Annotated in this window: 22 protein-coding genes and 1 tRNA gene; 16 read left to right on the forward strand and 7 right to left on the reverse strand. The window is 39.9% G+C overall.

The window, feature by feature from the left end:
* The first annotated feature begins 71 nt into the window (after positions 1–71).
* The 6 genes from ACSBL2_RS12595 to ACSBL2_RS12620 all read left to right on the forward strand — a co-directional run bounded on the left by ACSBL2_RS12595 (position 72) and on the right by ACSBL2_RS12620 (position 4,484).
* A complete protein-coding gene (locus ACSBL2_RS12595; protein ID WP_442592052.1) occupies positions 72–1,091 on the forward strand; it encodes an aldose epimerase family protein in 1,020 nt (339 codons plus the stop codon).
* A 179-nt stretch (positions 1,092–1,270) separates the two neighbouring features.
* The gene (locus tag ACSBL2_RS12600; RefSeq protein WP_442592053.1) at positions 1,271–1,840 is read left to right on the forward strand and encodes an NADPH-dependent FMN reductase; all 570 of its coding nucleotides are present in this window, start codon (positions 1,271–1,273) and stop codon (positions 1,838–1,840) included.
* A 38-nt stretch (positions 1,841–1,878) separates the two neighbouring features.
* A complete protein-coding gene (locus ACSBL2_RS12605; protein ID WP_442592054.1) occupies positions 1,879–2,523 on the forward strand; it encodes a DsbA family oxidoreductase in 645 nt (214 codons plus the stop codon).
* A gap of 47 nt (positions 2,524–2,570) precedes the next feature.
* Positions 2,571–3,176 (forward strand): phosphatase PAP2 family protein, encoded by a 606-nt coding sequence (locus ACSBL2_RS12610; RefSeq protein ID WP_442592055.1) that lies wholly within the window; start codon positions 2,571–2,573, stop codon positions 3,174–3,176.
* A gap of 283 nt (positions 3,177–3,459) precedes the next feature.
* On the forward strand, positions 3,460–4,176 hold the full coding sequence (locus tag ACSBL2_RS12615; RefSeq protein ID WP_442592056.1) for a pirin family protein: 717 nt from the start codon (positions 3,460–3,462) through the stop codon (positions 4,174–4,176).
* Between the two features lie 2 nt (positions 4,177–4,178).
* Complete coding sequence (locus ACSBL2_RS12620) at positions 4,179–4,484, forward strand: hypothetical protein (RefSeq protein WP_442592057.1); 306 nt, start codon at positions 4,179–4,181, stop codon at positions 4,482–4,484.
* A 223-nt stretch (positions 4,485–4,707) separates the two neighbouring features.
* Here the strand turns inward: ACSBL2_RS12620 and ACSBL2_RS12625 are convergent, their stop codons facing one another.
* Complete coding sequence (locus ACSBL2_RS12625; protein WP_442592058.1) at positions 4,708–5,112, reverse strand: YtxH domain-containing protein; 405 nt, start codon at positions 5,110–5,112, stop codon at positions 4,708–4,710.
* 200 nt (positions 5,113–5,312) lie between these two features.
* Positions 5,313–5,750, reverse strand: a complete 438-nt coding sequence (locus tag ACSBL2_RS12630; protein WP_442592059.1) for a DoxX family membrane protein — start codon at positions 5,748–5,750, stop codon at positions 5,313–5,315.
* A 335-nt stretch (positions 5,751–6,085) separates the two neighbouring features.
* Between ACSBL2_RS12630 and ACSBL2_RS12635 the strand changes: the two genes are divergently transcribed.
* Positions 6,086–7,591: a malate:quinone oxidoreductase gene (locus tag ACSBL2_RS12635; RefSeq protein ID WP_442592060.1), complete on the forward strand. Its 1,506-nt coding sequence runs from the start codon at positions 6,086–6,088 to the stop codon at positions 7,589–7,591.
* Here the strand turns inward: ACSBL2_RS12635 and ACSBL2_RS12640 are convergent.
* Positions 7,557–8,468 carry a lysophospholipid acyltransferase family protein gene (locus ACSBL2_RS12640; RefSeq protein ID WP_442592061.1) on the reverse strand — a complete coding sequence of 304 codons (912 nt, stop codon included), beginning with the start codon at positions 8,466–8,468 and terminating at the stop codon, positions 7,557–7,559. The genes ACSBL2_RS12635 and ACSBL2_RS12640 overlap by 35 nt on opposite strands.
* Positions 8,469–8,742: 274 nt before the next feature.
* Between ACSBL2_RS12640 and ACSBL2_RS12645 the strand changes: the two genes are divergently transcribed.
* Together ACSBL2_RS12645 and ACSBL2_RS12650 are read left to right on the forward strand one after the other, a co-directional pair.
* Positions 8,743–8,815 (forward strand) — tRNA-Lys (locus ACSBL2_RS12645).
* Between the two features lie 470 nt (positions 8,816–9,285).
* Positions 9,286–9,600, forward strand: a complete 315-nt coding sequence (locus tag ACSBL2_RS12650; protein WP_442592062.1) for a hypothetical protein — start codon at positions 9,286–9,288, stop codon at positions 9,598–9,600.
* Positions 9,601–10,030: 430 nt separating this feature from the next.
* Here ACSBL2_RS12650 and ACSBL2_RS12655 read toward each other — a convergent pair whose 3' ends face one another.
* The 3 genes from ACSBL2_RS12655 to ACSBL2_RS12665 all read right to left on the reverse strand — a co-directional run bounded on the left by ACSBL2_RS12655 (position 10,031) and on the right by ACSBL2_RS12665 (position 12,562).
* Positions 10,031–10,783 carry a hypothetical protein gene (locus ACSBL2_RS12655; RefSeq protein ID WP_442592063.1) on the reverse strand — a complete coding sequence of 251 codons (753 nt, stop codon included), beginning with the start codon at positions 10,781–10,783 and terminating at the stop codon, positions 10,031–10,033.
* 197 nt (positions 10,784–10,980) lie between these two features.
* The gene (locus tag ACSBL2_RS12660; protein ID WP_442592064.1) at positions 10,981–11,739 is read right to left on the reverse strand and encodes an SDR family NAD(P)-dependent oxidoreductase; all 759 of its coding nucleotides are present in this window, start codon (positions 11,737–11,739) and stop codon (positions 10,981–10,983) included.
* A 52-nt stretch (positions 11,740–11,791) separates the two neighbouring features.
* A complete protein-coding gene (locus tag ACSBL2_RS12665) occupies positions 11,792–12,562 on the reverse strand; it encodes an SDR family oxidoreductase (RefSeq protein WP_442592065.1) in 771 nt (256 codons plus the stop codon).
* 107 nt (positions 12,563–12,669) lie between these two features.
* Between ACSBL2_RS12665 and ACSBL2_RS12670 the strand changes: the two genes are divergently transcribed.
* From ACSBL2_RS12670 to ACSBL2_RS12680, 3 genes are all read left to right on the forward strand, one after another.
* The gene (locus ACSBL2_RS12670) at positions 12,670–13,026 is read left to right on the forward strand and encodes a winged helix-turn-helix transcriptional regulator (RefSeq protein ID WP_442592066.1); all 357 of its coding nucleotides are present in this window, start codon (positions 12,670–12,672) and stop codon (positions 13,024–13,026) included.
* Positions 13,027–13,173: 147 nt separating this feature from the next.
* On the forward strand, positions 13,174–15,873 hold the full coding sequence (locus ACSBL2_RS12675; protein ID WP_442592067.1) for a sensor histidine kinase: 2,700 nt from the start codon (positions 13,174–13,176) through the stop codon (positions 15,871–15,873).
* Entirely contained in the window at positions 15,873–16,634 is a 762-nt protein-coding gene (locus ACSBL2_RS12680) for a LytR/AlgR family response regulator transcription factor (RefSeq protein ID WP_442592068.1), read from the forward strand. Before ACSBL2_RS12675 ends, ACSBL2_RS12680 begins: the two co-directional genes overlap by 1 nt.
* Positions 16,635–16,781: 147 nt before the next feature.
* On the opposite strand, the gene ACSBL2_RS12685 is transcribed toward ACSBL2_RS12680, so the two are convergent.
* The gene (locus tag ACSBL2_RS12685) at positions 16,782–17,495 is read right to left on the reverse strand and encodes a hypothetical protein (RefSeq protein WP_442592069.1); all 714 of its coding nucleotides are present in this window, start codon (positions 17,493–17,495) and stop codon (positions 16,782–16,784) included.
* Between the two features lie 647 nt (positions 17,496–18,142).
* Between ACSBL2_RS12685 and ACSBL2_RS12690 the strand changes: the two genes are divergently transcribed.
* From ACSBL2_RS12690 to ACSBL2_RS12705, 4 genes are all read left to right on the forward strand, one after another.
* Positions 18,143–18,709: an RNA polymerase sigma factor gene (locus ACSBL2_RS12690; RefSeq protein ID WP_442592070.1), complete on the forward strand. Its 567-nt coding sequence runs from the start codon at positions 18,143–18,145 to the stop codon at positions 18,707–18,709.
* Positions 18,710–18,783: 74 nt separating this feature from the next.
* Positions 18,784–19,911, forward strand: coding sequence for a FecR family protein (locus ACSBL2_RS12695; protein ID WP_442592071.1), 1,128 nt, complete (start codon positions 18,784–18,786; stop codon positions 19,909–19,911).
* A gap of 189 nt (positions 19,912–20,100) precedes the next feature.
* A complete protein-coding gene (locus ACSBL2_RS12700; protein WP_442592072.1) occupies positions 20,101–23,418 on the forward strand; it encodes a TonB-dependent receptor in 3,318 nt (1,105 codons plus the stop codon).
* Positions 23,419–23,594: 176 nt separating this feature from the next.
* The gene (locus ACSBL2_RS12705; protein WP_442592073.1) at positions 23,595–25,355 is read left to right on the forward strand and encodes a RagB/SusD family nutrient uptake outer membrane protein; all 1,761 of its coding nucleotides are present in this window, start codon (positions 23,595–23,597) and stop codon (positions 25,353–25,355) included.
* Positions 25,356–25,364: the final 9 nt, after the last annotated feature.

Consider the following 25,364-nt stretch of genomic DNA (forward strand, 5'->3'; position numbering starts at 1 on the left):
CTGTGTTAAGATAATACTCTAATTATTTGTAGTATTGTTTCCATGTATAAATGGAGAGCAATATACAATTTATGAAAGCAAATCAAATCAGCACTGGAAAAATTATTGACGGAAAAGAAGTATTCGCACTGGAACTTCAGAATTCCCGTGGCAGTTATGCTAAAATTTATAATTATGGAGGGATCATCAGCGAGTTCGTTGTGACGAATGCGCAAGGGGAGAAGCAGAACATTTTATTGGGTTTTGATGATTTCGATGGTTATCTTTCTGAAGACTACCTGTCAAATTATCCTTATCTTGGGGTTGTTGTCGGTCGTTATTCCAACAGGATAAAAGATGGCCGGTTCAGTATTAATGGTAAGGAATACCAGATGACTAAAAATCTTCATGGAGGGACTACAGGTTTCGACAGGAAGGTTTGGGATATCTTACCCACAGTAGATCCGAGCCTGACCTTACAATATATCAGTCCCGCAAATGAAGAAGGCTTCCCTGGAACTTTAACCGTACAGCTTACGATTAAATTAACGGATGAGGATGAACTGATTCTGGATTATAAGGCGATTACAGATGAGCCAACGGCGATTAACCTGACCCACCACAGCTATTTTAACCTGGAAACCAATGGAGGGAATATATCGGAACACTTCCACAGAATGCCTGCAAGCCACTACCTGCAGCAGGATGAGGATTATACAGTGACTGGTGTCGTTTTACCCGTAGAAGGAACTATACATGATTTTCTGGGCGGCAAACGGATAGGACAGGATATGGATCCGGCCGAAGGTTATGATCAGAGTTATGTTCTGGATAAGCCGTATGGAGAGCTGGGACTGGCTTCAGAAACAATGGCAGCCTCCTCTGGGTTGAAACTGGAAGTCTATACCACTGAGCCCATCGCTCATTTTTATACGGCAAAGTACCTGGATATACCAAACGGAAAAGGCGATAAAGTATTCGGTCCTTTCAGTGCATTCTGCGTGGAAACACAGCATCATCCCAATGGAATCAATATTCCGGAGTTTCCAACTACGGTTTTATTGCCGGGTGATACCTATATGCAAACCACTATTTTTAAGGTAAGCCAATAAATTTGAAACAGGCTTTTCTTATGCTGTAGGAAAAGCCTGTTTTATGTAGGGAATGCTGTCTCCATGAACTATAGAGATTCATAGCGACTGCCTATGGCCTCAGCATGTTGACGCATGAGAAGTTTTTTTATTAAACATTCTTATTTATTCTGCTGTTGAACTGATAAAGAAAACTGATCATGTATAAATTAAAAATTATAAGTGCGACAGTAAGACCAGGTAGAAAAGGACCAGTTGTGGCCAGCTGGGTGCAGGAATTAGCCATAAAATCAGGATGGTTTGAAGTTGAACTCATTGACCTTGGTGAGCTGAAATTGCCATTGATGGATGAACCCAATCACCCTTCAATGAAGAACTACCAGCATGAACATACCAAAAACTGGAGTGCTAAAATTGAAGAGGCAGATGCTTTTATTTTTGTAACCGGAGAATATGACTTTGGATATCCTGCTCCTTTGCGCAATGCGCTGGAGTACTTATATAAAGAATGGAATTTTAAGGCGGCAGGTATTGTGAGTTATGGTGGGATTTCTGCTGGTACACGTGCGGCAAATGCATTGAAAAATGATTTGGCCACATTTAAGGTCGTACCTTTGTATGAAATGGTGAATATTCCATTTTTCACGGAATTTCTGACTGATGAAGAGGGGTTTGAACCGACCGAAAAATCAGCTAAGGCAGCAGGTGTACTGTTCAAAGAGCTGGTAAGGTGGACAAAAGGATTAAAGATCATTAAGGCCGATGTATAGTGTCTGATGGTTCATACATAACTAATTGTAAAATATAGATGAAAGTAGATATTTGGTCGGACGTAAGGTGTCCGTTTTGTTATATTGGCAAACGTAAATTCGAAATGGCGCTGGAAAAGTTTGCACATAAAGATGAGGTGGAGATTGAATGGCACAGTTTTGAGCTGGATCCGAATACGGTAACACGTCCTGAACTCAATGCGACGGATTACCTTGCAACAATAAAAGGACAAAGCCGTGAATGGGCGGAGGAGATGAATGGATATGTAAGTAATGTCGCTGCTGAAGTTGGCCTTCAATTTCATCTGGATCATTCTGTCGTTGCCAATTCTTTTCAGGCACATCGTCTTATTCAGTATGCGAAATCGCATCAGCTGGGGGATGAAATAGAAGAGAAATTATTTATTGCCTATTTCACAGAGGGGAAGAACATTGATGACAAGAAAGTCCTTGCTGAAATAGGTGCGGGGGTTGGATTGGAAATTACTGCGCTTGAAGCGATGCTGGACAGTGAGGCTTTTTCTGATGAAGTGCGCCTGGATGAAAAGGCCGCGCAGCAAATTGGTATTACCGGTGTTCCATTTTTTATCTTTGACCAGAAGCTTGCAGTTTCAGGTGCGCAACCACCGGAAACGTTTCTTGGAGCAATGGAGCAGGCATGGGGCAATGTACCTGCCAAATAGGATGTGCTGAACAATAAATTCAAACTTGAAAAGATTAAAATAAATATATGTATAAACCCTATTTTCTGTCGGTATTGGTGTTACAGCTGACATTGATATTTGCTGTTCCATCCTTTACACAGGCACAAAATGCTGTACAGCGATTTGATGATAGGGTTTTAATTGATCTTTCCAATCATAGAACACCCCAAAAAACGGGAGTCTTCCTGTTTTTATCAAAATATAACACTGCAGTAAATCTGGCCGTACCGGCCGGATTACTTGCCGGTGGTGTGATTGGTGATGATAAAGGGATGCGCCAGAACTCGCTGTACGTGTTCAGTAGTACGGCATTGAATTTTGGTTTCAATAACCTGATGAAAGTCATCTTCAAACGTAAGCGTCCGTTTAATGCAAATACGAATATCCATGCGGTGTATCAGCCCACAAGTTATTCCTTCCCCTCGGGTCATGCTTCTTCTTCTTTTACTACTGCAACTGCATTATCACAAGCCTATTCAAAATGGTATGTGGTTGCTCCAGCATATCTATGGGCTGGTTCTGTGAGTTTTTCCCGGTTATATCTTGGGGTTCATTATCCTTCTGATGTTGCGGTAGGTGCGCTTACTGGTGCAGGCACAGCTCTTTCCCTGCGTTCCTTACGCCCTGATTAGGTGGTAAATTCTTCCTTTGGTTTCTATACTTGGTTTCATTAGTTTCCCTTCTTAGCATTATGATGGGGATAAAACAAATGATTCCCTTCTGGCCAGCAATTTCATCATAAGCTGAATCTCTTCACTTATGTCCAGATGCAGCTGTATACCGAAAAAATAAACAGCAAAAAAAATGAGGCTGGATTCATTTCTTAATCTAGGTTAATGCCGGGGCATTTTAAGCACCCTATTTTTGTTGTATACGAATTGATCACAAACATTACAACAAATAACTATTTATATCATGGCACAAACAGTCTTACATACAGCAGCATCCCGTGGCGGAGCAGATCACGGATGGTTAAAAAGTTCACATACCTTCAGTTTTGCAGGTTATTACAATCCTGAACGTGTTAATTTTGGTGCATTAAGGGTTTTAAATGATGATACTGTAGATGGAGGAATGGGCTTTGGTGAACATCCTCATGACAACATGGAAATTATCTCTATTCCTTTAGAAGGAGCTCTTCAGCATAAAGACAGTATGGGTAATGTGGCTACCATTGAACCTGGTGAAATTCAGGTGATGAGTGCCGGAACCGGAATTTACCATACAGAATACAATAAAGATAAAAGTAAACCTGTTAAGTTTCTTCAGATCTGGATATTTCCAAATCAAAGAAATGTAGAACCCCGGTATGATCAGCAGAAGATTGCTACTACAGAGCAGCCCAATCAGCTCGTACAGGTACTTTCTCCTGATGCAAATGATGCTGGAGTTTGGGTGCATCAGGATGCCTGGTTTAATATGGGGAAACTGACAACAGGCACTGAGGTGGATTATACCTTTAAAAAGACAGGTAATGGAGCTTATGTTTTTATCCTCGAAGGAAAGGTTAGTATTGACGGACAGGAGCTTTCCAGAAGGGATGGTTTCGGAATCTGGGATACCGGTAAATTCAGCATCACTGCAATTGAAGATGCTGAAGTATTGATCATGGATGTTCCAATGGTATTTTAGTGATGGAAGCACAATTAGAAATTCTGGTTGTCGGTACCCATCGGGAGATCCTTGCCACAGTATTACGTTTACTGAATGCGAAGGAAGATTGGAATGCCACGGGTGTGGGCAGTGCTGATGAAGTCTTGAATAAATGCAGGGAAAAAGAGTACCAGGTATTGTTACTGGGCGCAGGACTCAAGGAAGAGGTAGAGCTCAGCCTGACCAGGGAAGTGAAGTTCATTTACCCAGACATTCATGTCATTCCGCATTATGGGGGAGGAAGCGGATTATTATATGCAGAAATCTATCTTGCTATACAATCATAAAACGAGGCTGTATCATTAATCAAAATCATCATTCGTAACAGAATTTAATTTTGAACAGCCACTAATAAGAATACAATAAAAAACGGCAATTTTCAGATAGAAAATTGCCGTTTTTTATTGAAATGAAGACTGCAATAAAATATTATTTGGAAGCTTTGAGGCTAAATTGAATTATGATACAGCTTCGTTTCAGGTAAGATTTCGAGCTTAGCCGAAAACCTTCTTAAACATTGTCGATGCTTTCTTTTGCTGCTGCTTTAGCATCATCTTTAGCTTCTGCAAACTTAGTTTTCACTGAATCTACAGCTCTATCTTTTAAATCGGCAAGATCATCTGCACCGGTTTGTAATTTATCTTTGTAAGTCTGGAACTTATCTTTTGCTGCCACTGTTAAATCTTCAGCTCCGGTTTTAATCTTTTCTTTATAAGAATCAAGTTTGTCCTTTGTGGTATCAGCCAGATCTTTAGATTTATCTGCAATCAAATTCCTGGTTTCAGCACCACTAGCAGGAGCAAACAGAAGTCCCAGTGCTGCACCCACTGCTAATCCACTTAGAAGTGCAATTACCACAGGTGTTTTATCAGTCTGATGTGTCAGATGGTCATTAATTAATTTTTTGTAATTCATGGCTACTAATTTTTATGATTAAACGGATTATAATTCTGGTTATAGTTATCACCAACTATTGTTGTGCGTACCAAACTCAGTTCAAAAACCAGTCCATATTTGATTGATCAGAGAATAATACCAATAAAAATGGAAATATTATTCTCTGTAAACCAATGATCCACAATTAATAACAGTATTTGTATCATAAAATCGGCAGCTTACTCCGCTGCTTTGTCTTCGTGTTCAATAGATAGTACACCATCTCCTTCAACAAAAAAGCAGATTAAGGCGAGAAAAATTGCCGCACAGAACCAGAAGAGTGAGTAGGGAGCAAATATATGGGTTTGCATACTCACGAAAATGATTGCCGCAATTACTGCCAGTATATTAAATACGCATGATTCTCTTGTATGTGTACCCAGGGCTATAAGTATTCCTCCAATAATATGCACCACAATAATCAGGTGTGCGATAAGGCTAATGGATAATGCGGTAGTCAGCATTGCACTGTGCATCAAAACCGTAAAATAATGCAGATTTGAAGCTAAAGCAACCCCATTGATGATAAGCGTAAGGCCTAAGGCTATTCTAACATAGTCGAGCCATTGTGGGTGGTGACGGTCACCCCAGTTCTGAATTTTAGTTAGTAAGTTCATAATCTTATTATTTTGGTTAGGAATTAAATTATACATTAAATATAAGGAAACATCCCCTTACATTTCTGTGACGATTAAACGGGAAATATGTGATTGTTATCAGTTTTTTGTACTTTCCTCTGGGATTTTTTAATTGCCGGGACAGGATCTTTTCTGAATGGTAAAAGCCGTTAAGAAGTGCGGGAAGCGATGTTATTCCTTTAAAATGTAAAATTTCATGTCTTTAACGGGTTAGCCGTAAAATATTTCTTAATATTATGGAATTAAAGACTTAACTATCGGCCATTATATTATTTTTGTGGCCGATTAATAGAGAATAAATTTGACTTCCTTCCATGACCAAAAATAATAATGTGAACAAAACAGTTGATGTGGTATTAATCGGCGCTGGTATTATGAGTGCTACACTCGGTGTTTTGTTAAAAGAACTATCACCAGAATTGACGATTGATATCTATGAGCGCCTGGACGTTGCAGCGGCAGAAAGTTCTGATGCCTGGAATAATGCCGGTACAGGCCATTCGGCTTTTTGTGAATTAAATTATACCCCACAGTCGCCCGATGGGTCTGTAAAAACAGCAAAGGCGGTGGCCATAGCTGAGTCATTTGAAGTGTCAAAACAATTCTGGTCATTCCTGGTTGCAAACAATATTGTAGGCTCTCCTGAAACCTTCATCAAAAGTATCCCGCACATGAGTTTCGTATGGGGCAGGGAAAATGTCGATTTCTTAAGGAAAAGGTTTGAGAAACTCACGGAATGTGAGTTGTTCAAAGGCATGACTTATTCTGAAGATCCGAAGGAAATTGCGGAATGGATTCCATTGGTCATGGCCGATCGGGATCCTGCTGATCAGGTAGCCGCTACACGCATGTTATTGGGGACTGACGTGAACTTCGGATCCCTGACCAAAATGATGTTAAACAATTTACAGGGCAAACCGGATGTGAAAATGGAATTCAATCAGGAAGTCCGTAAACTGAAAAAGACGGATGATGATCTGTGGGAGCTCAAAATTAAGGATGCCAGTACTGGTGACAAGAAAAAGATAAAAGCAAAATTCGTCTTTATTGGTGCCGGAGGTGGTTCACTCTATTTGCTGGAAAAATCTGGTATTCCTGAAGGAAAGGGCTTTGGTGGATTTCCTGTGAGCGGACAGTGGTTAAAATGTGTGAACCCGGAAGTCATTGATAAACATAATGCGAAAGTATACGGTAAGGCGGCTGTCGGTTCTCCTCCAATGTCTGTTCCACATTTGGATACCAGGATGATTGATGGGAAAAGGGCATTGCTGTTTGGTCCATATGCCGGTTTTTCTACACGTTTCTTAAAGAATGGTTCCTTAATGGACTTGCCTCTTTCTATTAAATTTAACAATATCCGCCCTATGATTGCGGCTGGATTAGATAATATACCGCTTACAAAATACCTGATTGACCAGGTTAGACAATCTCCGGAAGACCGTCTCGTAGCCCTTAAGGAATATCTTCCGGGAGCTGAAATGAAAGACTGGGAACTGGAAACTGCCGGCCAGCGAGTACAGGTAATTAAGAAGGACGAAAAGCTTGGTGGAGTACTGGAGTTTGGTACTGAAGTTGTTTCTGCTGCAGATGGCTCTATTGCGGCTTTGCTAGGCGCTTCACCTGGTGCTTCCACAGCAGTTTCAATCATGGTTACCCTGCTCGAACGTTGTTTTGGTGAGAAGCTGAAGTCGGCCGAATGGCAGGCCAGACTGAAACAGATGATCCCATCTTACGGTAAGAAACTAAACGAAGATGCACAGTTAGCAGAGAAAATCCGGGCGCAGACTACAGCAGTACTTCATTTGAAGGTAACGGAGTAGTTTTGTCTTCAGGTTGGTGTTTCCACCTTCTGTGACTCCATAACCAGTATGCTGGTTCTTCACGGATAATATTTTCAAGAAAGCGGACATGCAGATCAGTGATTTCGTGTCCGTTTGTCTTTGAGGGATCCATCACCAGTGGGATACAGTCTATTTCGTAATATCCCTTTTTCACTACACTCACTTTGATGTAAAATACCGGCCTGTTGGTCTTTTTAGCGATTTTCTCAATACCCAACTGAATAGCTGTGGGTTGATTTAAAAAGTTGATCCAGTAATGTGATTCATTCTTTGGTGGTGCCTGGTCATTTCCGAAACAAAATACGGTGGACAGCTCTTTGGTTTCTGTAAGTGCCCTGTAAGTTTGCTTCATGGGTGTCATGTTGTTTCCGAACCGTGTTCTGATCTGGTAAAACCAGTTGTCAAATACCTTATTTGAAAGCGGTTTATAGATAGGATAGCTGCTGGCTTCAAAGTTGAGTCCGAATGCCAGTGTTCCCCATTCCCAGTTGCCATAATGTGCGGAACAAACCAATACACTCGTCCCTTGATTCAGGTATTCCTTAATTCTGTCGGTATTCTTAAATACGTACCTTTTCTGAAGCTCTGCTTTGGTTATGGTAGACATTTTTACAATTTCTACAATGACAGCCGCAAGGTATTTGAAAAAGCGCTTCTCGATGGTGATAATCTCCTGTACTGTTTTTTCAGGGAAGGCATCCGTCAGATTTTTCCTCACTACTTTCTTCCGGTAACCAAATACATGGTATAATGCCCAATAGGCCAGAGTGGCGAACAGGTAAAGCACTTGCATAGGTAGGAGGGAGATGATGTATATAAAAAAAATACCTATATAAGAGAACGCCTTATTTAACATGCCGAGTGATTAGTTTGCAAACATATAAGTAATAATGTCTTTTCCGCTAAAAAATGCTTAAATTTTATAATTTATATCATGCTGGAGGTTTTCAGTTCTTAATAGTTGATACAACCTGCATAGGAAACAACAGATTGGAGTGGACTGATGGAGAAATCTGAAAAATAATATGCTTGAAAAACAGCTTGTTGTATGTTTAAACACATTTTTGTATGATCATTATTTGTAAACACGTGATAAATTTCTACCTTTGCAATCCCAACAAAAAGGGAATGATTCCGTAGCTCAGCTGGTAGAGCATTACACTTTTAATGTAGTGGTCCTGGGTTCGAATCCCAGCGGGATCACAGAGAATAGTATAAAAACTACGTAAAAGCTTGCAAATCAAATGATTGCAAGCTTTTTTGTTTGCCGGAAAAACCCAAAATATGCATTAAATCGCATAAAAAAGTGAGTAATTCGGTGAGTAGTTTTACATAGAGGCATACTCACTGGAAACGATGTAAATTATTGATTTACAGAAATACTGAAAGATACGCTTGTGATGAAACTACCGATTTTCCCCGAAAGCTTGCCATCTGTTGTATTTGCATATACAATTAAAATTACAGATGATAGGTGCCCGCAGTATGTGATAGATAAAGCGTTTTTAAACAACGAACCAATAGTTCAGAAAGACGGCAAACTGGTTTAATGTTAAAGATGTCTGTTTTGGAGATGTTACCGGGACTTAATCAAAAAGTTAAATAAATGTTAAATAGCTGTGGTAAATTTGGCGATGTCATTTTTATTTATTCTTTTTAGGAAACGAACTAATATGAAAAAGAAGATTCTGATATCGTTGGTACTGATTGTAGCACTGGGCTGTAAAAAAACTAAATTTAGCGATGACAACACTAACCTCTATAAGTGGAAAAGAGATATGTATAGAGCACCAGTGCAAAAGGATGAACCTTCCTTGTTTTATTCCAGAAATGGAACGCTTGCAAGAAATAATAGCGCTGTTTTTATATGCTCAGACTTTGTTGTTTTGACTGAATACCTTAAGGATAAACAACAAGACAGCATCTATAAAGCCAGTGGCGGGATGCAAGTTTATAAGTATGAAAAATTGGAAAGAGTCGGCAAGTAACTTAATCATTGGGGCTCTGATATCTTGACTGCATATTTTTTTTATATTTTTGAAAAAAATCTTATATTTAATTATAGCAGTTGCAGCTAAAACGTATTGAAAAAAAGGTGAGCGATTAGGTGAGTTGAAATCGAAAACCGCATAAAATACTATTTAAGCGCTGATTTTAGCACCAGGTTCGAATCCCAGCGGGATCACATTAAAGACTATCAAAGTGTATAAACCCTGCAATCGTACGATTAGCAGGGTTTATGCTTTTACGGGATATGCTAATTATACGATAAATCCCATAAAAATGCGCGTCATTCGGGGCGTCGTTCTTTAGATATATATTATATAATTAACCCATTAGGCAAAATTAACCGATGTTCAGAACAACATCGGTTAATTTATAAATTTTCCAGCCAGTCATCTCCAACTTTTTCGCAAACTAAGGTTTCCCATCTAATTTGATCAATTCCGGATCATTAATAATTGGCGTAGCTGATAAATTAAGTTTTACCGGTTTCAACTGACTTTCGATTGCAGAATAAAAAGAAAACTTTTTATGAGAACCGGTGATTATTTTCTGGACACAAAAATATGAGTCATATGCTTTATCATCGCTACCCTGAATAATCGGGTATTCATAGATTTTTTCTTTTTTCACCTCCCACCGTCCATTGGTCTCTTTACTCAACACTTCTCCCAGATAACACACCATTGGTAAAAACATATCTGCTTCCCGTATGCCATCTTTTTCTAATTCAGTATATTTATCGTCTATAGTAAATAAAGATTTTAAAGTAAAATCATATTCCTCTGATCCAAAATAATCATTAAATATTTTCAGGTAGACATTCTTATCCGCAATGATTTTCTCTGGTGGTGGTGGTGACAGTAGCACACTATCGGCCTCTAAAAGGTCATTGTAAAGATCTACAAATGGCACAAGCCAGGCATAAGTATCAAAAAAAAGAACTGATCGCCCATCCTTTAATAAGCAGCCATTCTTAGCTTTATAGCGTCCCAAAACACTTTTGACAATTTTTGTTGCATTCCAGTCCTGTTTTAATACCACTCTTGCTTCTTCCAGTGAAATGATTTTAATATCCATCGTCATAAAATGATTTACATTTCCCAGTAAACGTTGTTGACCGAGGCATAATACTAATATAATAAGTATTCCAATATTTTTCATCATGGTATAGATAGTGGTAAAGTTGTTGCCCTAAAATTTGTATCTAATCGAAGGAATTGGGGAATAACAACTACTGATTCCCAAAAGAGACTCTTTAAACAAAAATAGCCTCTTTTGGGAATTCTAACAATGATTTCAGTTCCCAATTAACAGAATCACTGTAGTCAATAACACATTCCATTGTCCTTCATTTTTTGAATCTAAAAACCATACATCCCCCCAGACACGGAAATTTGCTCTCCCGTAATCCAGGCTGAATCGTCGGAAGCAAGAAATACGGCAACTTTGGCAATATCTTCGGGCTGACCTCTGCGACCAAGTGGTGTTTTGGCAATAAACATTGTTTCATACTCACTACCCGTAGTGACACCAGCACTATGGGCACCTTCTGTTTCTGTTGCACCTGGCAAAATAGAATTGATACGGATGTTCTTTGCACCCAGTTCTTTCGATAAAGAAATCGTTATGGCGTCTAATGCTGCCTTAGTGGCAGAGTACAACGAGGCTGTCGGAAGGGGCATTTTGCTGGCACCCGAACTGATATTGATGATATTGCCGCCCTTATCGCTAAACAGTTTCAACGATGCCTGGATCGTAAGTATAGCTCCCAAGACATTGACATTGAAATGCTGATGGAAATTTTCTGCTGATACCTGTTCAATAGGGGTATATCCTTGAAAAGCTGCGTTGTTTACCAAAATATCCAATGTGCCGAAAGCCTTATCTGTTTCTTCAAACAGCCTGATGACATCTTCTTCTTTCGATACATCGCCCTGTACCGAAATGGCTATTCCTCCATTATCGGTTATGTCTTTCACCACTTTTTCCGCTCCTTCTCTGCTTGATGCATAATTTACAACAACTTTTGCGCCTTCCGCTGCAAAATGTTTTGCGATAGCGGCACCTATTCCTTTTGATGCACCGGTAACTATCGCTACTTTGTTTTTTAATTTATTCATTATTTTTATTATTTAGGATTTGAACAATAAACTATTACTGCTTTAATGAAGTTTATTTTATGGAGAAGGCATTGGCCATACCACCATCTGCCAGGATATCGGCGCCTACAATGAATGTTGAATCGTCGGAGGCTAAAAACACAGCTGTTTTCCCGATCTCAGCCGGTGTCCCTTGCCTGCCAAGCGGCGTAAGGTCTATCCAGATTTGTTTCACCTGGTCTACCAGATCATGCGGTACCATTTTTCCAAAAACCGGCGTATCAATTGATCCGGGAGAAATGGTATTCACCCTTATTCTCCTTGACAATAAATCGAGCGATAAGCCCCTGGCCAATGAAATAACACCAGCTTTTGCAGCGGCATATATCGTTGTTCCGGGTGCAGCGCGATGTGCGCCGTTCGAGGCGATGAGTATAATGGAAGCACCATCATTCAAATAAGGAAGCGATTTTTGTACGGTGAAATAAACGCTTTTTAAATTCAGGTCCATATAGCTGTCATATCCTTCTTCCGTTGCATCGCTTATTGCCATCAAAGGAACCCCGTCCACGACGCCACCTGCATTCACTACCAATGCGTCTATTTTCCCGAATTGATCAGCCGTAGTCCTGAACAGGTTTTCCAGGTCATCAGGATTGGTTACGTCTCCTTTTAAACCTATAAAATTACCACCCAGGTTTTCAACAGCGCTGTTCAATGTAGACTCATTTCTTCCGGCAATTGCACCGACTGCACCTTCGTTGTTAAATGCTTCAGCAATACCAAAACCGATACCGCTATTACCGCCTGTGATCACGGCAACCTTGTTTTTCAATTTACTCATTGTTTCTATTATTTAAGATTAAGAGCGACAAAGTTAGATTTACAAAGTTATTTTTAGTAACTTGGTACTGAAAAAGAACAGTATCATAGGTGTAACCAAGTAACATTATGGGGTGTAAAATAGAAGAGTTCCAACAGGAACAAAAGAAAAGGATGAGGTCTGTTCAAGATGCAATGGATGTGCTGAATGGGAAATGGAAGATTTCTATCATCTCGTCTATTTGCTGTTACGGTAAAAGACGGTTTTCTGATATTTTGAATGATATAGAAGGTATTTCGAACAGAATGCTGAGCAAGGAATTGAAGGAATTGGAAATAAACCAGTTGGTGAAAAGAACCGTTTTAGATACTCAACCCATTACGGTTCAGTATGAACTTACGGAACACGGCAACACGCTGCAAACTATAATCACCAATCTGACAGATTGGGGAATTATACATCGAAAAAAGATTGTTGGAAAATAATGTTTGCTTTTTATTCCTATGGCTATTTGACAGGAATCAACAAGATCAAATGGTATTATTGCGGAATAATAAGTCATAGATGTCATCTGCTCAGTGAGGGTAAAGGAAATGGATAGGTTTAAGTTCTTTTGTTTAAATCCTAAAAATATGAAACAGAAAAAACTTTTAAGCCTTGGAATAACTTTGTTGCTCGCGCTTTCGCAACTCTTCGCTCAGAAACAGCGTCCTGCATTTACACTCCAATCAGGAGATTGGTTTGAAACGGCTATCCAAATGAATAATGCAGCGCATGACTTCGACCATAAGTTTGATGTTAGGTACGAGGTCTCAGGTAAATTGACAAATGGAAAGTTGCTTTTTAAAGTTTCTGTTGAACGAATGAGATTAAAATGTTTGGTCGCAGAAAATATCTGGTCGGGTTATGATTCGTACTATCCTCCTTATTTAGAAAGTAGTAAAAAACATTTAACTAAACAGCGTTATGAAATAACAGCCGATAGACAGGGGAAAATATCAGAACTAAAGTCATTGTCGACGGCTGAAAAGATTGACTTTTCATTAATTAGTACTAGAACAAAATCAGTTGTTCCAAAATTGGAATTGTCGACTGATCGTGTTTTGCCTATGGCACAACTAAAGCAAATTTCTGAAACAATAATTAATTCCCTGCTGGCCGGTAAGAATTTAGTTAAACCATTAGAATTGTCAAATGCTAATGGTGGAAATGACATTGCTCGTGTAATCCTAAAATCAGCCTCTTTCAAATTGCCAAAAAATTCTGTTATTAAAGGTAATATTGCCAATATAGCTAAGAGAGATAGTGTTTATGCGATTAATGATGATCTTTTTAAGTTTAATAAGGATGGTTCTTTTAATGCTGATATTTTGGCCGGTTTAACTACAAGGCATAGACTGATTTTTGGTCAGTTAGATGACTATAGAACCTTCAGTGTCCTTTTGGATCCCTTGGATACGCTTATCGTTAAAGCAGATGCTTTGGATTTTGACAACACCATTACTTTTTCCGGGAATGCGGCAGCGAAAGCCTCGCTTAGTAAGGACCTGGTATCTGTTTATAACAACCAATGGGTTAATAGTGGAACTAATTACCGTTCTAAATCACCCAAAGAATTTCTATCATTTCAAAAACAGGGTCAAAATGATTTTGAGGTGATTTTAAGTAAGTATGTCAGCCTTGTTTCTTCAGAAGTTCTAAATTATTACAGAACTGAATTTAAATATGTGCAGGGTGGAACGAAACTAACGTACCTTTCTCATCATCAACTAAAACGGAATATGCCTTTTGCAGCGTTCCCCAGAGAATTCTTTCTAAGTATTGATACCGTGTCTGTGCTCATGAGTGGTCAGGAAGGCGGTCTTTATTACGATTATTACCTCAGGTGGTTAATCTCCTATCAGAAAACAAAATTAGGTATGGTCAATGACGGGCAGTATGGCTTCTTTGCCGATTATGCAACCTCTCTGGCTGCTTTCAAGGGATATCCCTTATATTTTACCCTTTCTGAATCGTTTAAAAAAGAGCTCCACAAAAGTGATGTGGAAAGCACTGAAAGACTGAAAAATTACTATGAAGATTTTATCCATAATTGTGGCGATTCTTCACTTACAAATCGCATCAAAGCACTTTGGACAAAAGCCCGGCAATGGATGCCAGGAAATCCAAGCCCCCTCAAGAAACTCCTGTTAAAGGACGGAAGCACGCTTGATCTTGCCCGGTTTAAAGGAAAACCATTAGTCTTAATTGTGAACAATAATGATCCGGATGTTTTAAAGGGCTACATAAATCTTATAAAAAAACAGAATAGTAGCGAGGTTCATTTTTTGATCGCACAATTACATTCCGCTGCGTTTGAAAAAAGTACGATTGATGAAAAACTGAGGAACCTGACCAATATGACTTATGTCGAATTAAGTGATGATGAAGACAGACAAAAGAATTTTGATATTTATTATCTGCAGACCAAGGTATTTACATTTAATTCAGCGTTTCAAATTATATCTGGTTACTTGTTTGATGCGGCTCCTAATGAGGATCAGGTGATGCAGGAACTGATAGAAAAAGCAATAGAATCGGGTGTAATGACCAAGGAGCAAAAGGCATCATTAATCGCTACTGTAGGGTGGAGCATTTGCTCCGCTCTGCTTACTTCAATCGTCATATTTTCGGTGTATCGAGCAAGGATTGCCGGCTTGAAGAAGAAGACTTTATTAAAGAATAAAATCAAGGATTTGGAGATCAAGGCCATACGCTCACAGATGAATCCACATTTTATGTTCAATGCTTTGAATTCTATACAATCCCTGATCAATAATTATCAGTATAAAGAAGCCAATGTATATCTGGAGAAATTCTCATTGCTGATGAGAAGGGTGTTGAATAATTCGGAGAAAACCTTCGTGACTCTATCAGATGAATTGGATGCCATCGTACTTTATTGTGAGCTGGAGCAGCTGCGCTTTAACTTTAAATTTACCATTGAAGTCTCTCCGGAAGTGGATACCCAATTAATGGAAATTCCGGGTATGATCATTCAGCCACTTGTAGAAAATTCTATTCTACATGGTTTGGCTCAAAAGGGAGAAGCGGGATTCCTTGTTATTCATATGAGTTGCGATGAGAAATACCTTAAAATTGTAATCAAAGACAATGGTGAGGGATTAAAAGAAAATACAGCTTCCAATCATAAAAGTTTTGGCTTAAAGCTGGTTAGAGAACGGTTATCCCTGCTCGGTGCAGATGGCAATATGGGAAATTTACATTTAATGAGTAATTTACGAGAAAATGATAACGGCGTTACTGCTGTATTAACTATTCCAATAGATTAATGGGGATCTTAAAAGCGATATTAATTGACGATGAATTGAAAAGCAGAACTAACCTGCGTCAGTTGTTGTTGGAATATTGCCCAAATGTAGAGATCATTGCCGAGGCTGGCAACGCTGTTGAAGCGCTTAAATTGATTAGGGAATTAAAGCCCGATTTGCTTTTTCTGGATATAGAAATGGGAGAAGTTTCTGGGTTCGATTTGCTGAAATTATTAAATGGCCAGCAGAATTTTGAAGTTATTTTTGTTACCGCTTTTGATAAATATGGAATACAGGCAGTTAAAGCTTGTGCTATAGATTACCTGCTTAAACCAATTAATATTTTGGAATTGAGCACCGCTGTTGAAAAAGCAACCATCCAAATTAATCCTAAAAAAGAGAATGAGAGATTAAAGGAGTTGGTGGCGAATATAGATAGGGGAGATGAGGAGCAGAAGATCGCCATTCCCTTATCCGATAAAATAGAGTTTCTGGCGATCAATAAAATCATAAGACTCGAAGCGGAAGGTAATTATACGCATATTTATCTAGACAATAAAAAACACTACTTGGTCTGTAAAACATTGAAGGAATATCAGGAATTGCTGGAAAATCATAATTTTATCAGGCCACATCAATCTCACCTGATCAACTTCCGAAAAATCTCTTCCTATGTAAAGACCGATGGCGGATACATCGTTATGGATGATGGTAGTCAGGCTCCAATATCCAGACAAAAAAGAGAAGAGATGTTACTCAGGATCTTGAAAGGTAAATTTTAATTTAACTTTACGACGGGGAAGCAACAACTTAACTTTGTTGATGTGCTAACCAATTGCAAAAAAACTTGAAACAACCTAATACTGAAAGTAGGCTCTATGGGATAAAAGGTTAAGCAGTCAAATGATGGCTGCTTTCTCACCTGATTTTTAAAAGATTAAATCAAGTTTATTCAAGACCAGTCTCAAATATCCATTTTCTAATTTTTTATCTTCATTCCCTTTTTTGAAAACCGTTGCATTAAATTCCGCTTCTAAAATGTAATTGCCTGATTTTAATTTTTTTAAACTTGTAATTTCAAATTTTGAATCTTTTTGAGCATCTGGACTTAATTGTGGTGGTGTGATAAGTGATTCCGAATCATAGGTTTTATAACCATCATACATACTTAAAGCAATGCCATTTTGTATTCTATCACGCTCATAATCTATAGGGTAATTTCTTAACCCGACTGCAAATAGCTCTTTGTAATCTATTGGTCTCAAAGTGAAAATTTGTAGCATTGAGTTTTTGTGGTATGTTTTAATAAATATTACGTCAACGCCAATCTGATCGTTATAATTTGATATACCATATTTCCTTGAATATAAAACAGAATCTTTAATGCCAGATATATAGTAGGTACTTTTTGTTATTGAATCTATTTTAGAATATGGCTGATAATTAACAGTGCTGTAAAAACTTGAATATTTAGAGGCGCTATAAGTAGTTCCATTGATTCTATAAGAAATGCTATCCATTGCGTATTCCAATGGATCTTCTTTTTCTAGAGTTGGAGGTTGTTCATCTATCAATTTCTCTTTTTTACAGGCACTAAAAAAAAGTAGAGCTATTGCCACGTGTAGTAAGAATTTCATTTTCATGTTAATTGTTTTTTTTACTGTTTGCATTTGTGTGTCTTCAAAAGTAAAAAAATCGTTTAAATAAATGACGGAGGGGGGAATTTCTTATATTTATCATTCATGTCACCAATGTCATGCCAATAAAATCCCAGGCTAAAAAAACCGAATTTTTCAAACCAGAAACCAATGTATGATTTTAACCACTAGTCATGATTTAGCCGGAAATCTAGATAGGAGTAATGTCGAAATGATTGACCCTCAATCCAATTTGACCCAAAGTATATAGAATAAATGGGTGTTCCTCTTTAAACAGCTTTACCCAGTTTGGATCATAACCAGATAGTACCATAGGAAATAAATGTGCTCTCTCATCTTTGGTAAGGTCATTTACTTTTCCTTCATGATGTGGTAACCTATTTATTTACAAAATTCAGAACTGACAAAATACAATTAATCCTTAAAAAATCTACCTAAGAAGATGTAGAAGAATGGCTCCAGGTAACAGGAATGATTAAAATTCCTGTCCCAGCATCCTGGCTATGCAATTCACCTCTTCCAAAAAATATTGGTAAATATCACAAGTAAAATAATTAGCTTCGAAGGATTTTCCTGCTGGATTCCAACACACAGAGAAAGACCAAATATACCTGATAGCAGGCGAAGAAGTAATGGCTGGATATAGATCTCTTACCGATAGTGAATTGACTGTGCTGCTCAGTTCAGGAGATGATATGGCCTATACGGAAATCTATAACCGATACCATGGGCCATTGTATATTCATGTATTCCATAAATTACACGATAGGGAAGAAAGTAAAGACCTGGTTCATGATTTCTTTATCAGCCTCTGGAAGAACCGAAATTCTCTGGAGATTAAAAGTTCACTCTCCGTCTATTTGTATACTGCTGTGCGATACCGGGTTTTTGATGCCATCTCCCGGAAAAAAGTAGCTTCAAAATACATCCTTTCTATCCAGCAATTTGCGGAAAGGGAAGAGGCCATTACAGATCACCGGCTGAGGGAAAATGAATTACTCCTTTCTATCAATAAAGAAATTGCTGCTCTTCCGGCTAAAATGCGTGCTGTTTTTGAACTCAGCCGAAAAGAAAACCTCAGCCACAGGCAGATCGCTGAAAAGCTGGACCTGTCAGAATCTACCGTGAAAAAACAGGTGAATAATGCCCTGAAAATCTTGCGGGTAAAACTCAGCACACTTTTTTTTATTTTTTTTTAAATAAATCTACGCCCTAAGCATACGTTGGCCGACTATACCTTTTAATACAGGCAGAATAAACCAGATATGCTCAAATGAATACTGAAGAAGTAGAAAAATTACTGAAAAAATATCTGGACAATACTTGTTCAGAGGAGGAAAGGGCTTTGCTGGAAACCTGGTACCTGAAGGAACAACTGCAACCTACAGGATTGCTCAGCAGGGAAGAATTACAGGCAGATTTATCCGCAATAAGTGAAGGACTGCCCTTAAATAGGTCCCTGCCGGAACGCCCTTCTTATCACCTGCGTCGTTTATATCCTGTTGCTGCTGCGGCAGCAGTACTTATTGTCTGTTCACTAGGATTGTATAACTATATGAAACCAAAACCTGTCGTTACCGCAACCACGACAGCTGCCATCAGGCCAGGGAGTAATAAGGCTTTCCTTACCCTGAGTGATGGAAGCAGGATTGCACTTACAGCCGCAAATAACGGAACGATTGCCAATCAGGCAGGAGTGAGTGTCACCAAAACTGCCAATGGACAGCTGGTTTATACGATTTCTGAAGCTGATCTTTCTACAGGTAGGGATATGTATAATACCATTGAAACGCCAAAAGGTGGCCAATTCCAGGTGAACCTGCCAGATGGTACGAAAGTATGGCTGAATGCTGCTTCCTCATTGCGTTATCCGGTGAGTTTTTCGGGTCAGCAAAGAAAAGTGGAGCTTACTGGGGAGGGCTATTTCGAAGTCGCAAAGAATAAATCAAAGCCTTTTACGGTCAGTGCAGAAAATCAGGAAGTGAAAGTCCTGGGTACCCATTTTAATATCAATGCCTATAAAGATGAAAAAGGAATAAGAACAACTTTACTGGAAGGTCGTGTGAGCGTGAATACAACTTCCGCACAGCGTATTTTGACACCAGGCCAGCAATCTCTTTTTGCCGGCAATAGTCTGAGCATCAAAAATGTAGATACAGATATCTCTGTGGCATGGAAAAACGGACAGTTTATGTTTAACTATGAGAACCTCCAGGGGATCATGCGACAGGTATCCAGGTGGTACAATGTGGAAATTGTGTACAAAAAAATGCCTTCCGAGACCAAATTATTCTGGGGCAGTATTTCAAGGTTTGAAAATGTTTCTGAAGTGCTCCATGTACTTGAGCTTACAAAAACCGTGAAGTTTAAAATTGAAGGAAGGAGGATTATCGTGATGTAGGCATATTTACCACAAAGCGGTATCCGATGAAGCCAGGAGTGTTACCAGCACCCCCGGCAAAATTTGGTCCCGTAAATTAATCGTTGAGACAAATTATAAACACTAACCAAATTAACCAAATGTATGAAATTTTATCGTGTATTTAAGCGCGCTCTATCTGCGGCTGCGCTTAAACAACTGTTGCTAATTATGAAATGTATTGTAATCATAATGACGACTTTTCTAATCCAGGTCAGCGCAAATTCTTTCGCCCAAAATATTACTTATCACAAGAAAGATGCGAGCCTTACCGACGTGTTTAAGGAAATCATTAGACAAACCGGGTATAATGTATTGTTTGAATCTGAAAATCCTGGCAACCTTAAGCCAATTCATGCCGCATTTAACCGACAGCCACTGGAATCTGTACTTAAACAGATTTTAACAGGTCAGAATCTGGAATATACGATCCAGAATCAGATCATTATTATCAGGACAAAAAATGCAGAAGTTCCTGTGGCCTCTCCATCGGTAGCCATTGCGGTGAAAGGCAGGGTGACCGATACCAAAGGAGAGCCGTTGCCGGGTGCCACCATACAGATTAAAGGAACCAGCAGGGTAAGCATTGCCGATGAAAATGGAAATTATACCATCAGCGTCCCTGACAATTCTGCAATTCTGGTTTTTTCTTATATTGGTTACCAGAGCCGGGAAATGAAAGTGGATGCCCAGACCGTGATCAACGTAAGTCTGACGGAAGAAATGAGTACCCTGGGTGAGCTTGTCGTGGTAGGTTATGGTACACAGTCGAAAGCTAAAATTACTTCTGCAGTGTCGCAGGTGAATACAGATTTACTTAAAAAAGCACCGGCACCCAGTATCAGCAATGCCCTGGAAGGACTCTCACCAGGTCTCTTTGTCCGACAGGAAAGTGGTGAACCCGGATTTAGCAATTCAAGTTTTGAGATCCGTAATTTTGGTTCGGCACTGGTGATTGTTGACGGTAGTCCGGGCAGTATTGATAAGCTGGAACCGAATGAAATTGAGAGTATTACCGTATTAAAGGATGCAGCAGCGGCCTCTGTTTACGGAGTAAGAGGAGGTAACGGAGTAGTTCTGGTGAAAACAAGGAGAGGCAAAGCGGGTAAACCGGTGTTGAATTACAGCAATCAGTTTACGTTTAATACACAAACGAATTATCCGGAATATTTTAATTCTACAGATTTTGCGGTGATGACCAACCAGATGCTGTTGAATGCCGGTCAGCAACCAAAATATACAGCAGATGAAATCCGGAAGTTCGGCGATGGATCTGATCCCTTAAAATATGCCAATACCAACTGGAGAGAACTTACGCTGAAAGACTGGAGCCCGCAACAACGCCATAACCTGAATGTTTCCGGAGGGAATGATGATGCCAAATATTTTGTTTCTGCCGGATTTATCAACCAGGGATCATTGTATAAAGCGGATGTCCTTAACTTTAACCAATACAATATCAGGGCGAATGTAGATGCCAGGATCCTTGACAATTTAAACCTCAATTTCAGTATTGCCGGAAGGAGGCAGGACAGGGAAGCACCAGGGTATTCAGCCTATGATATCTACCGTTCCCTGCACAGGAGTCTTCCGATAGACCTTGCCTATTATCCGGATGGTACACCAGCGAAACCAAGTAACAGCCCTATGCATCCTGTTGAAGGATTGAAGGACAATAATGCCGGTTATTACCTGGAGAAAAATAACAATGTGGATGCGAAGATTTCCCTGAAATGGGATATCAAACAAGTGAAAGGTTTAAGCATTACATCTTTTGCTTCGATTGTATATGATAACCTCTACCAGAAAAGATGGTCTAAAGCGTATACCATTTATACCCTGAACCCAAGGACCGGGAATTATGATCCTTATAGCGTTGTGCCTGAAGGATCAGCGAGTAAAACGATTTTGACGGAGACTTCTTCTACAAGGAATGATTATGTCTTGCAGCAATCATTGAACTATCAGAATAGTTTCGGCGATCATAACCTTACCGGATTACTCTTACTGGAGAAACAAAGTGTACAATACAATGATTTCTGGGGCCGTCGCCAGGATTTTCAATCGGATTTTATTGACCAGCTTTTTGCCGGATCCAACAAAAATAAAGATGCCTCAGGTACACAATGGAGAGATAGCCGCCTTGGACTTGTAGGGCGCGCAAGCTATGATTATAAAGCGAAGTATCTGGCAGAGTTTTCTTTCAGGAAAGATGGTTCTTCGAAGTTTGCACCAGGGCATAACTGGGGTTTCTTTCCTTCGGGATCATTGGGATGGCGGATTTCGGATGAGAAGTTTTTTGCTCCCCTGAAAAAATCTGTGCAGGACCTGAAAATCAGGGCATCAGTCGGTACCGCAGGAAATGACGGGGATGCTGCATACCAATGGTTGTCCGGATTCAGTTATAACGGATTTTTTGTTATTGGCGATGAAGCTATTCCTACGATTGATAATTCCAAATTGCCGAATATCAACTTGACCTGGTCTAATATTGTGACTTATGATGCCGGGCTTGATTTCGCACTGTTCAGGAAATCTACCACTTTCTCCTTCGATTATTTCCACCGTGTACAGTCAGATGTGCTGGCAGCCGGATCTTCAACTATACCCAGTACCTTAGGGGTGGAGCTGGCACCAAAGAACCTCTATAAATATTCCAATACAGGATTTGAATTCAGTGTGAACCACAGTAGTAAAATTAGTGAAAGCCTGAGTTTTAACCTGGGAGCCAGTTTCTCACAGTCGCGTGAAAAGGCCGTTTATATAGATGAAGCACTGATTCCGGATGAATTTATGCGGGCTAACCTGATGAGGACAGGGAATTTTGTCAACCGCCGTACCGGTTATGTAGCTGACGGGATTTTTCAGAATGTGGAAGAAATCGCAACCCACGCGATCCAGGATGGAAATGGCAATAGCTCTTTGCAGCCCGGAGATATCAGGTTTAAAGATTTAAACGGGGATAACATCATTGATGAAAAGGATACCAGGGTAACTGGACGCGGTGATAAGCCAGATATCAACTACTCCTTTAACCTGGGGATTAACTACAAAAATTTCTCTTTATCGGCCTTGCTCACCGGAGCTGCGGGATATACGGTATACCTGGATGGTGAGGCACAGTCGGCCTTGAAAAATGGATTCAATGGGTATAAATACCAAATGGATTTCTGGACACCGGAGAATACAGGTGCCGCCTATCCGCGACCATCATTGAGTGGCTCTAATGCGAATAACGACAGGACATCGGATTTCTGGCAAAGGAGCGGGACCCATCTTCGGGTGAAGAATATTACGCTGGGGTATGAACTTCCGAAAGCATTCCGGGAAAAGATCAGGTTTGGCGCCGCGAGGCTGTTTGTCACCGGACAGAACCTCTTTGTGCTATCAGGCATTAAGGAAGGTTTCGACCCGCAATATAAAGGTGGAAACGGATATTATTATCCGCAAACCAAGTCAATAACTTTTGGATTGGATATTACACTTTAATATAAAAAGTAGTAAAAAATGAAGTCATCATGGGTGCTTACAACGAGTAATGAATCGCTTCATGACCTTCAAAAACAAATAATTTACTGATGAAACGATTATACACCTACCGCTTACAAACAGCTAGGAATAGGTGCCTGATAGCTTCATCACCTTTAAAAACAGATAATTTACAGATGAAAAGACTAACTATATTTCTATTGGCCATCCTACTTTTCTCGTCTTGCAAAAAATTCCTTAATCAGCCTCCGTTAGACCGGATCACGGAAGATGCCGTATGGCAGGACAGGGCATTAATGGATACCTATATCTATAAAATTTATGACAATATGCCCTGGTCGCCCTTGTCAGATTTTAGTGGGGTAGGTGATGGTGCGTATCGCCACACCTTAAGCGATGAAGCCAGAAGTTCGTACGACTGGACCTCCGTGACCAATACCTTCAGACCGGGAAACTGGGGTACCAGTACCAACTGGTGGCCCATGGATTGGTGGGGATACTGGAACGTATATAAAGCAAATTACTCCTTACAAAAGATAGAGGCTGCAGGTTCAGCGGTGCTGACTGCCGAGGAAAAAAATAACCGCCTCGGTGAGTTATTCTTTATCAGGGCCTATACGTATTTTGAACTGGTTAAAAGATATGGCGGAGTGCCGATTATCCTTAGCCCACAGGATCCGGAAACCACACCCGCTGAAGAGTATTTTCCGGAAAGGAATACCGAAAAAGAAGTTTATGACCAGATTATTGCCGACGTACAAAAAGCCTATACTTTATTGCCGGCCAGCTGGACACTGAAGGGAAGGGCAACAAAATGGGCAGCAAAAGCGCTGGAGTCAAGAGCAGCATTGTATGCCGCAAGCATCGCCAAATATGGAACCGTAGAATTAAATGGGGTAGTAGGGATCCCTGCCGCTTCAGCCGCCGCGTATTATACGATCTCTTTAAATGCGTCTAAACTTATCATCAATACCGGCCCCTTTACCTTATTCAGGAAATATCCTGACGCCAGCCAGAATTATTACCAGCTGTTTGTCGATGAAACAATGGAGGAGACCATTTTTAAAAAGATTTATATTCCTTATGAAAAAGGCCATGAATGGGATATCAAAAATGTGCCGTTCAGCTACCGTGTGGACTGGGGCTCCAGTTTATCACCTACGAAACAAATGGTGGATAGTTATGAGGTCCTGAGTACCGGACTGCTTCCTTCCGAGCCGGATTCAGGTTTCGATCCTGCCAATCCCTATGTGGACCGCGATCCGCGACTTGCAGGAACGATCATTACCAATAATGCGCTTTTCCAGGGCTTACAGGTGGAGTCCTGGTATGCCACAGAAAGAAATGGCGTGATTGATACCAAATCGGGTACAGGAGTAGGTAAAGACGGGATGGGATTGAATCAGGATGTGACCAAGACCGGTTACTATATTCGTAAATATTTGTATGACAGTGGATCTCCGCTGTTTACCCAGAAGTATTATTCAGGTCAGGATGATATTATTTCCAGATTGGGAGAAATCTATTTGAATGCAGCAGAAGCGGCCGTGGAGACTGGAAATGATGCAGAAGCGAGGAGCTTTATTGAACCTGTAAGGACAAGGGCAGGACTATTGAAGAATCTTAACCTGGCGACTTATAGCGGAACCGCGTTGAGAGACAGGATCAGAAATGAAAGGAAGCTGGAACTTGCTTTTGAAGACCACAGGTACTGGGACCTAAGAAGATGGCGTGTGGCTACCACTGCTTTAAGTATCCAGGTACAGGGCGACCGTCCCTTGCGTCATATTGATGCCAATGGAAAGGTGACTTTCACTTATGAAACGATCAATGCAGAAACATTGAAAATGAATTTCTTTGCACGCCAGTATTACCTGCCAATAGGTCGCGATAGAAGAAGTAACAATAGCAAATTAGTTGAAAATCCGGGTTATTAGAAATCAATA

Source organism: Pedobacter sp. AW31-3R (assembly GCF_052180285.1).
Classification (GTDB): Bacteria; Bacteroidota; Bacteroidia; order Sphingobacteriales; family Sphingobacteriaceae; genus Pedobacter.

Bases quoted from the DNA above. Each gene is read 5' to 3' on its own strand.
- ACSBL2_RS12700 (WP_442592072.1), top strand. From the start codon at position 20,101: ATGAAATGTATTGTAATCATAATGACGACTTTTCTAATCCAGGTCAGC.
- ACSBL2_RS12630 (WP_442592059.1), bottom strand. From the start codon at position 5,750: ATGAACTTACTAACTAAAATTCAGAACTGGGGTGACCGTCACCACCCA.
- ACSBL2_RS12625 (WP_442592058.1), bottom strand. From the start codon at position 5,112: ATGAATTACAAAAAATTAATTAATGACCATCTGACACATCAGACTGAT.
- ACSBL2_RS12615 (WP_442592056.1), top strand. From the start codon at position 3,460: ATGGCACAAACAGTCTTACATACAGCAGCATCCCGTGGCGGAGCAGAT.
- ACSBL2_RS12685 (WP_442592069.1), bottom strand. From the start codon at position 17,495: ATGAAAATGAAATTCTTACTACACGTGGCAATAGCTCTACTTTTTTTT.
- ACSBL2_RS12660 (WP_442592064.1), bottom strand. From the start codon at position 11,739: ATGAATAAATTAAAAAACAAAGTAGCGATAGTTACCGGTGCATCAAAA.
- ACSBL2_RS12695 (WP_442592071.1), top strand. From the start codon at position 18,784: ATGAATACTGAAGAAGTAGAAAAATTACTGAAAAAATATCTGGACAAT.
- ACSBL2_RS12655 (WP_442592063.1), bottom strand. From the start codon at position 10,783: ATGATGAAAAATATTGGAATACTTATTATATTAGTATTATGCCTCGGT.
- ACSBL2_RS12640 (WP_442592061.1), bottom strand. From the start codon at position 8,468: ATGTTAAATAAGGCGTTCTCTTATATAGGTATTTTTTTTATATACATC.
- ACSBL2_RS12665 (WP_442592065.1), bottom strand. From the start codon at position 12,562: ATGAGTAAATTGAAAAACAAGGTTGCCGTGATCACAGGCGGTAATAGC.
- ACSBL2_RS12650 (WP_442592062.1), top strand. From the start codon at position 9,286: ATGAAAAAGAAGATTCTGATATCGTTGGTACTGATTGTAGCACTGGGC.
- ACSBL2_RS12605 (WP_442592054.1), top strand. From the start codon at position 1,879: ATGAAAGTAGATATTTGGTCGGACGTAAGGTGTCCGTTTTGTTATATT.
- ACSBL2_RS12595 (WP_442592052.1), top strand. From the start codon at position 72: ATGAAAGCAAATCAAATCAGCACTGGAAAAATTATTGACGGAAAAGAA.
- ACSBL2_RS12620 (WP_442592057.1), top strand. From the start codon at position 4,179: ATGGAAGCACAATTAGAAATTCTGGTTGTCGGTACCCATCGGGAGATC.
- ACSBL2_RS12610 (WP_442592055.1), top strand. From the start codon at position 2,571: ATGTATAAACCCTATTTTCTGTCGGTATTGGTGTTACAGCTGACATTG.
- ACSBL2_RS12705 (WP_442592073.1), top strand. From the start codon at position 23,595: ATGAAAAGACTAACTATATTTCTATTGGCCATCCTACTTTTCTCGTCT.
- ACSBL2_RS12675 (WP_442592067.1), top strand. From the start codon at position 13,174: ATGAAACAGAAAAAACTTTTAAGCCTTGGAATAACTTTGTTGCTCGCG.
- ACSBL2_RS12690 (WP_442592070.1), top strand. From the start codon at position 18,143: ATGGCTGGATATAGATCTCTTACCGATAGTGAATTGACTGTGCTGCTC.
- ACSBL2_RS12670 (WP_442592066.1), top strand. From the start codon at position 12,670: ATGGGGTGTAAAATAGAAGAGTTCCAACAGGAACAAAAGAAAAGGATG.
- ACSBL2_RS12600 (WP_442592053.1), top strand. From the start codon at position 1,271: ATGTATAAATTAAAAATTATAAGTGCGACAGTAAGACCAGGTAGAAAA.
- ACSBL2_RS12635 (WP_442592060.1), top strand. From the start codon at position 6,086: ATGACCAAAAATAATAATGTGAACAAAACAGTTGATGTGGTATTAATC.
- ACSBL2_RS12680 (WP_442592068.1), top strand. From the start codon at position 15,873: ATGGGGATCTTAAAAGCGATATTAATTGACGATGAATTGAAAAGCAGA.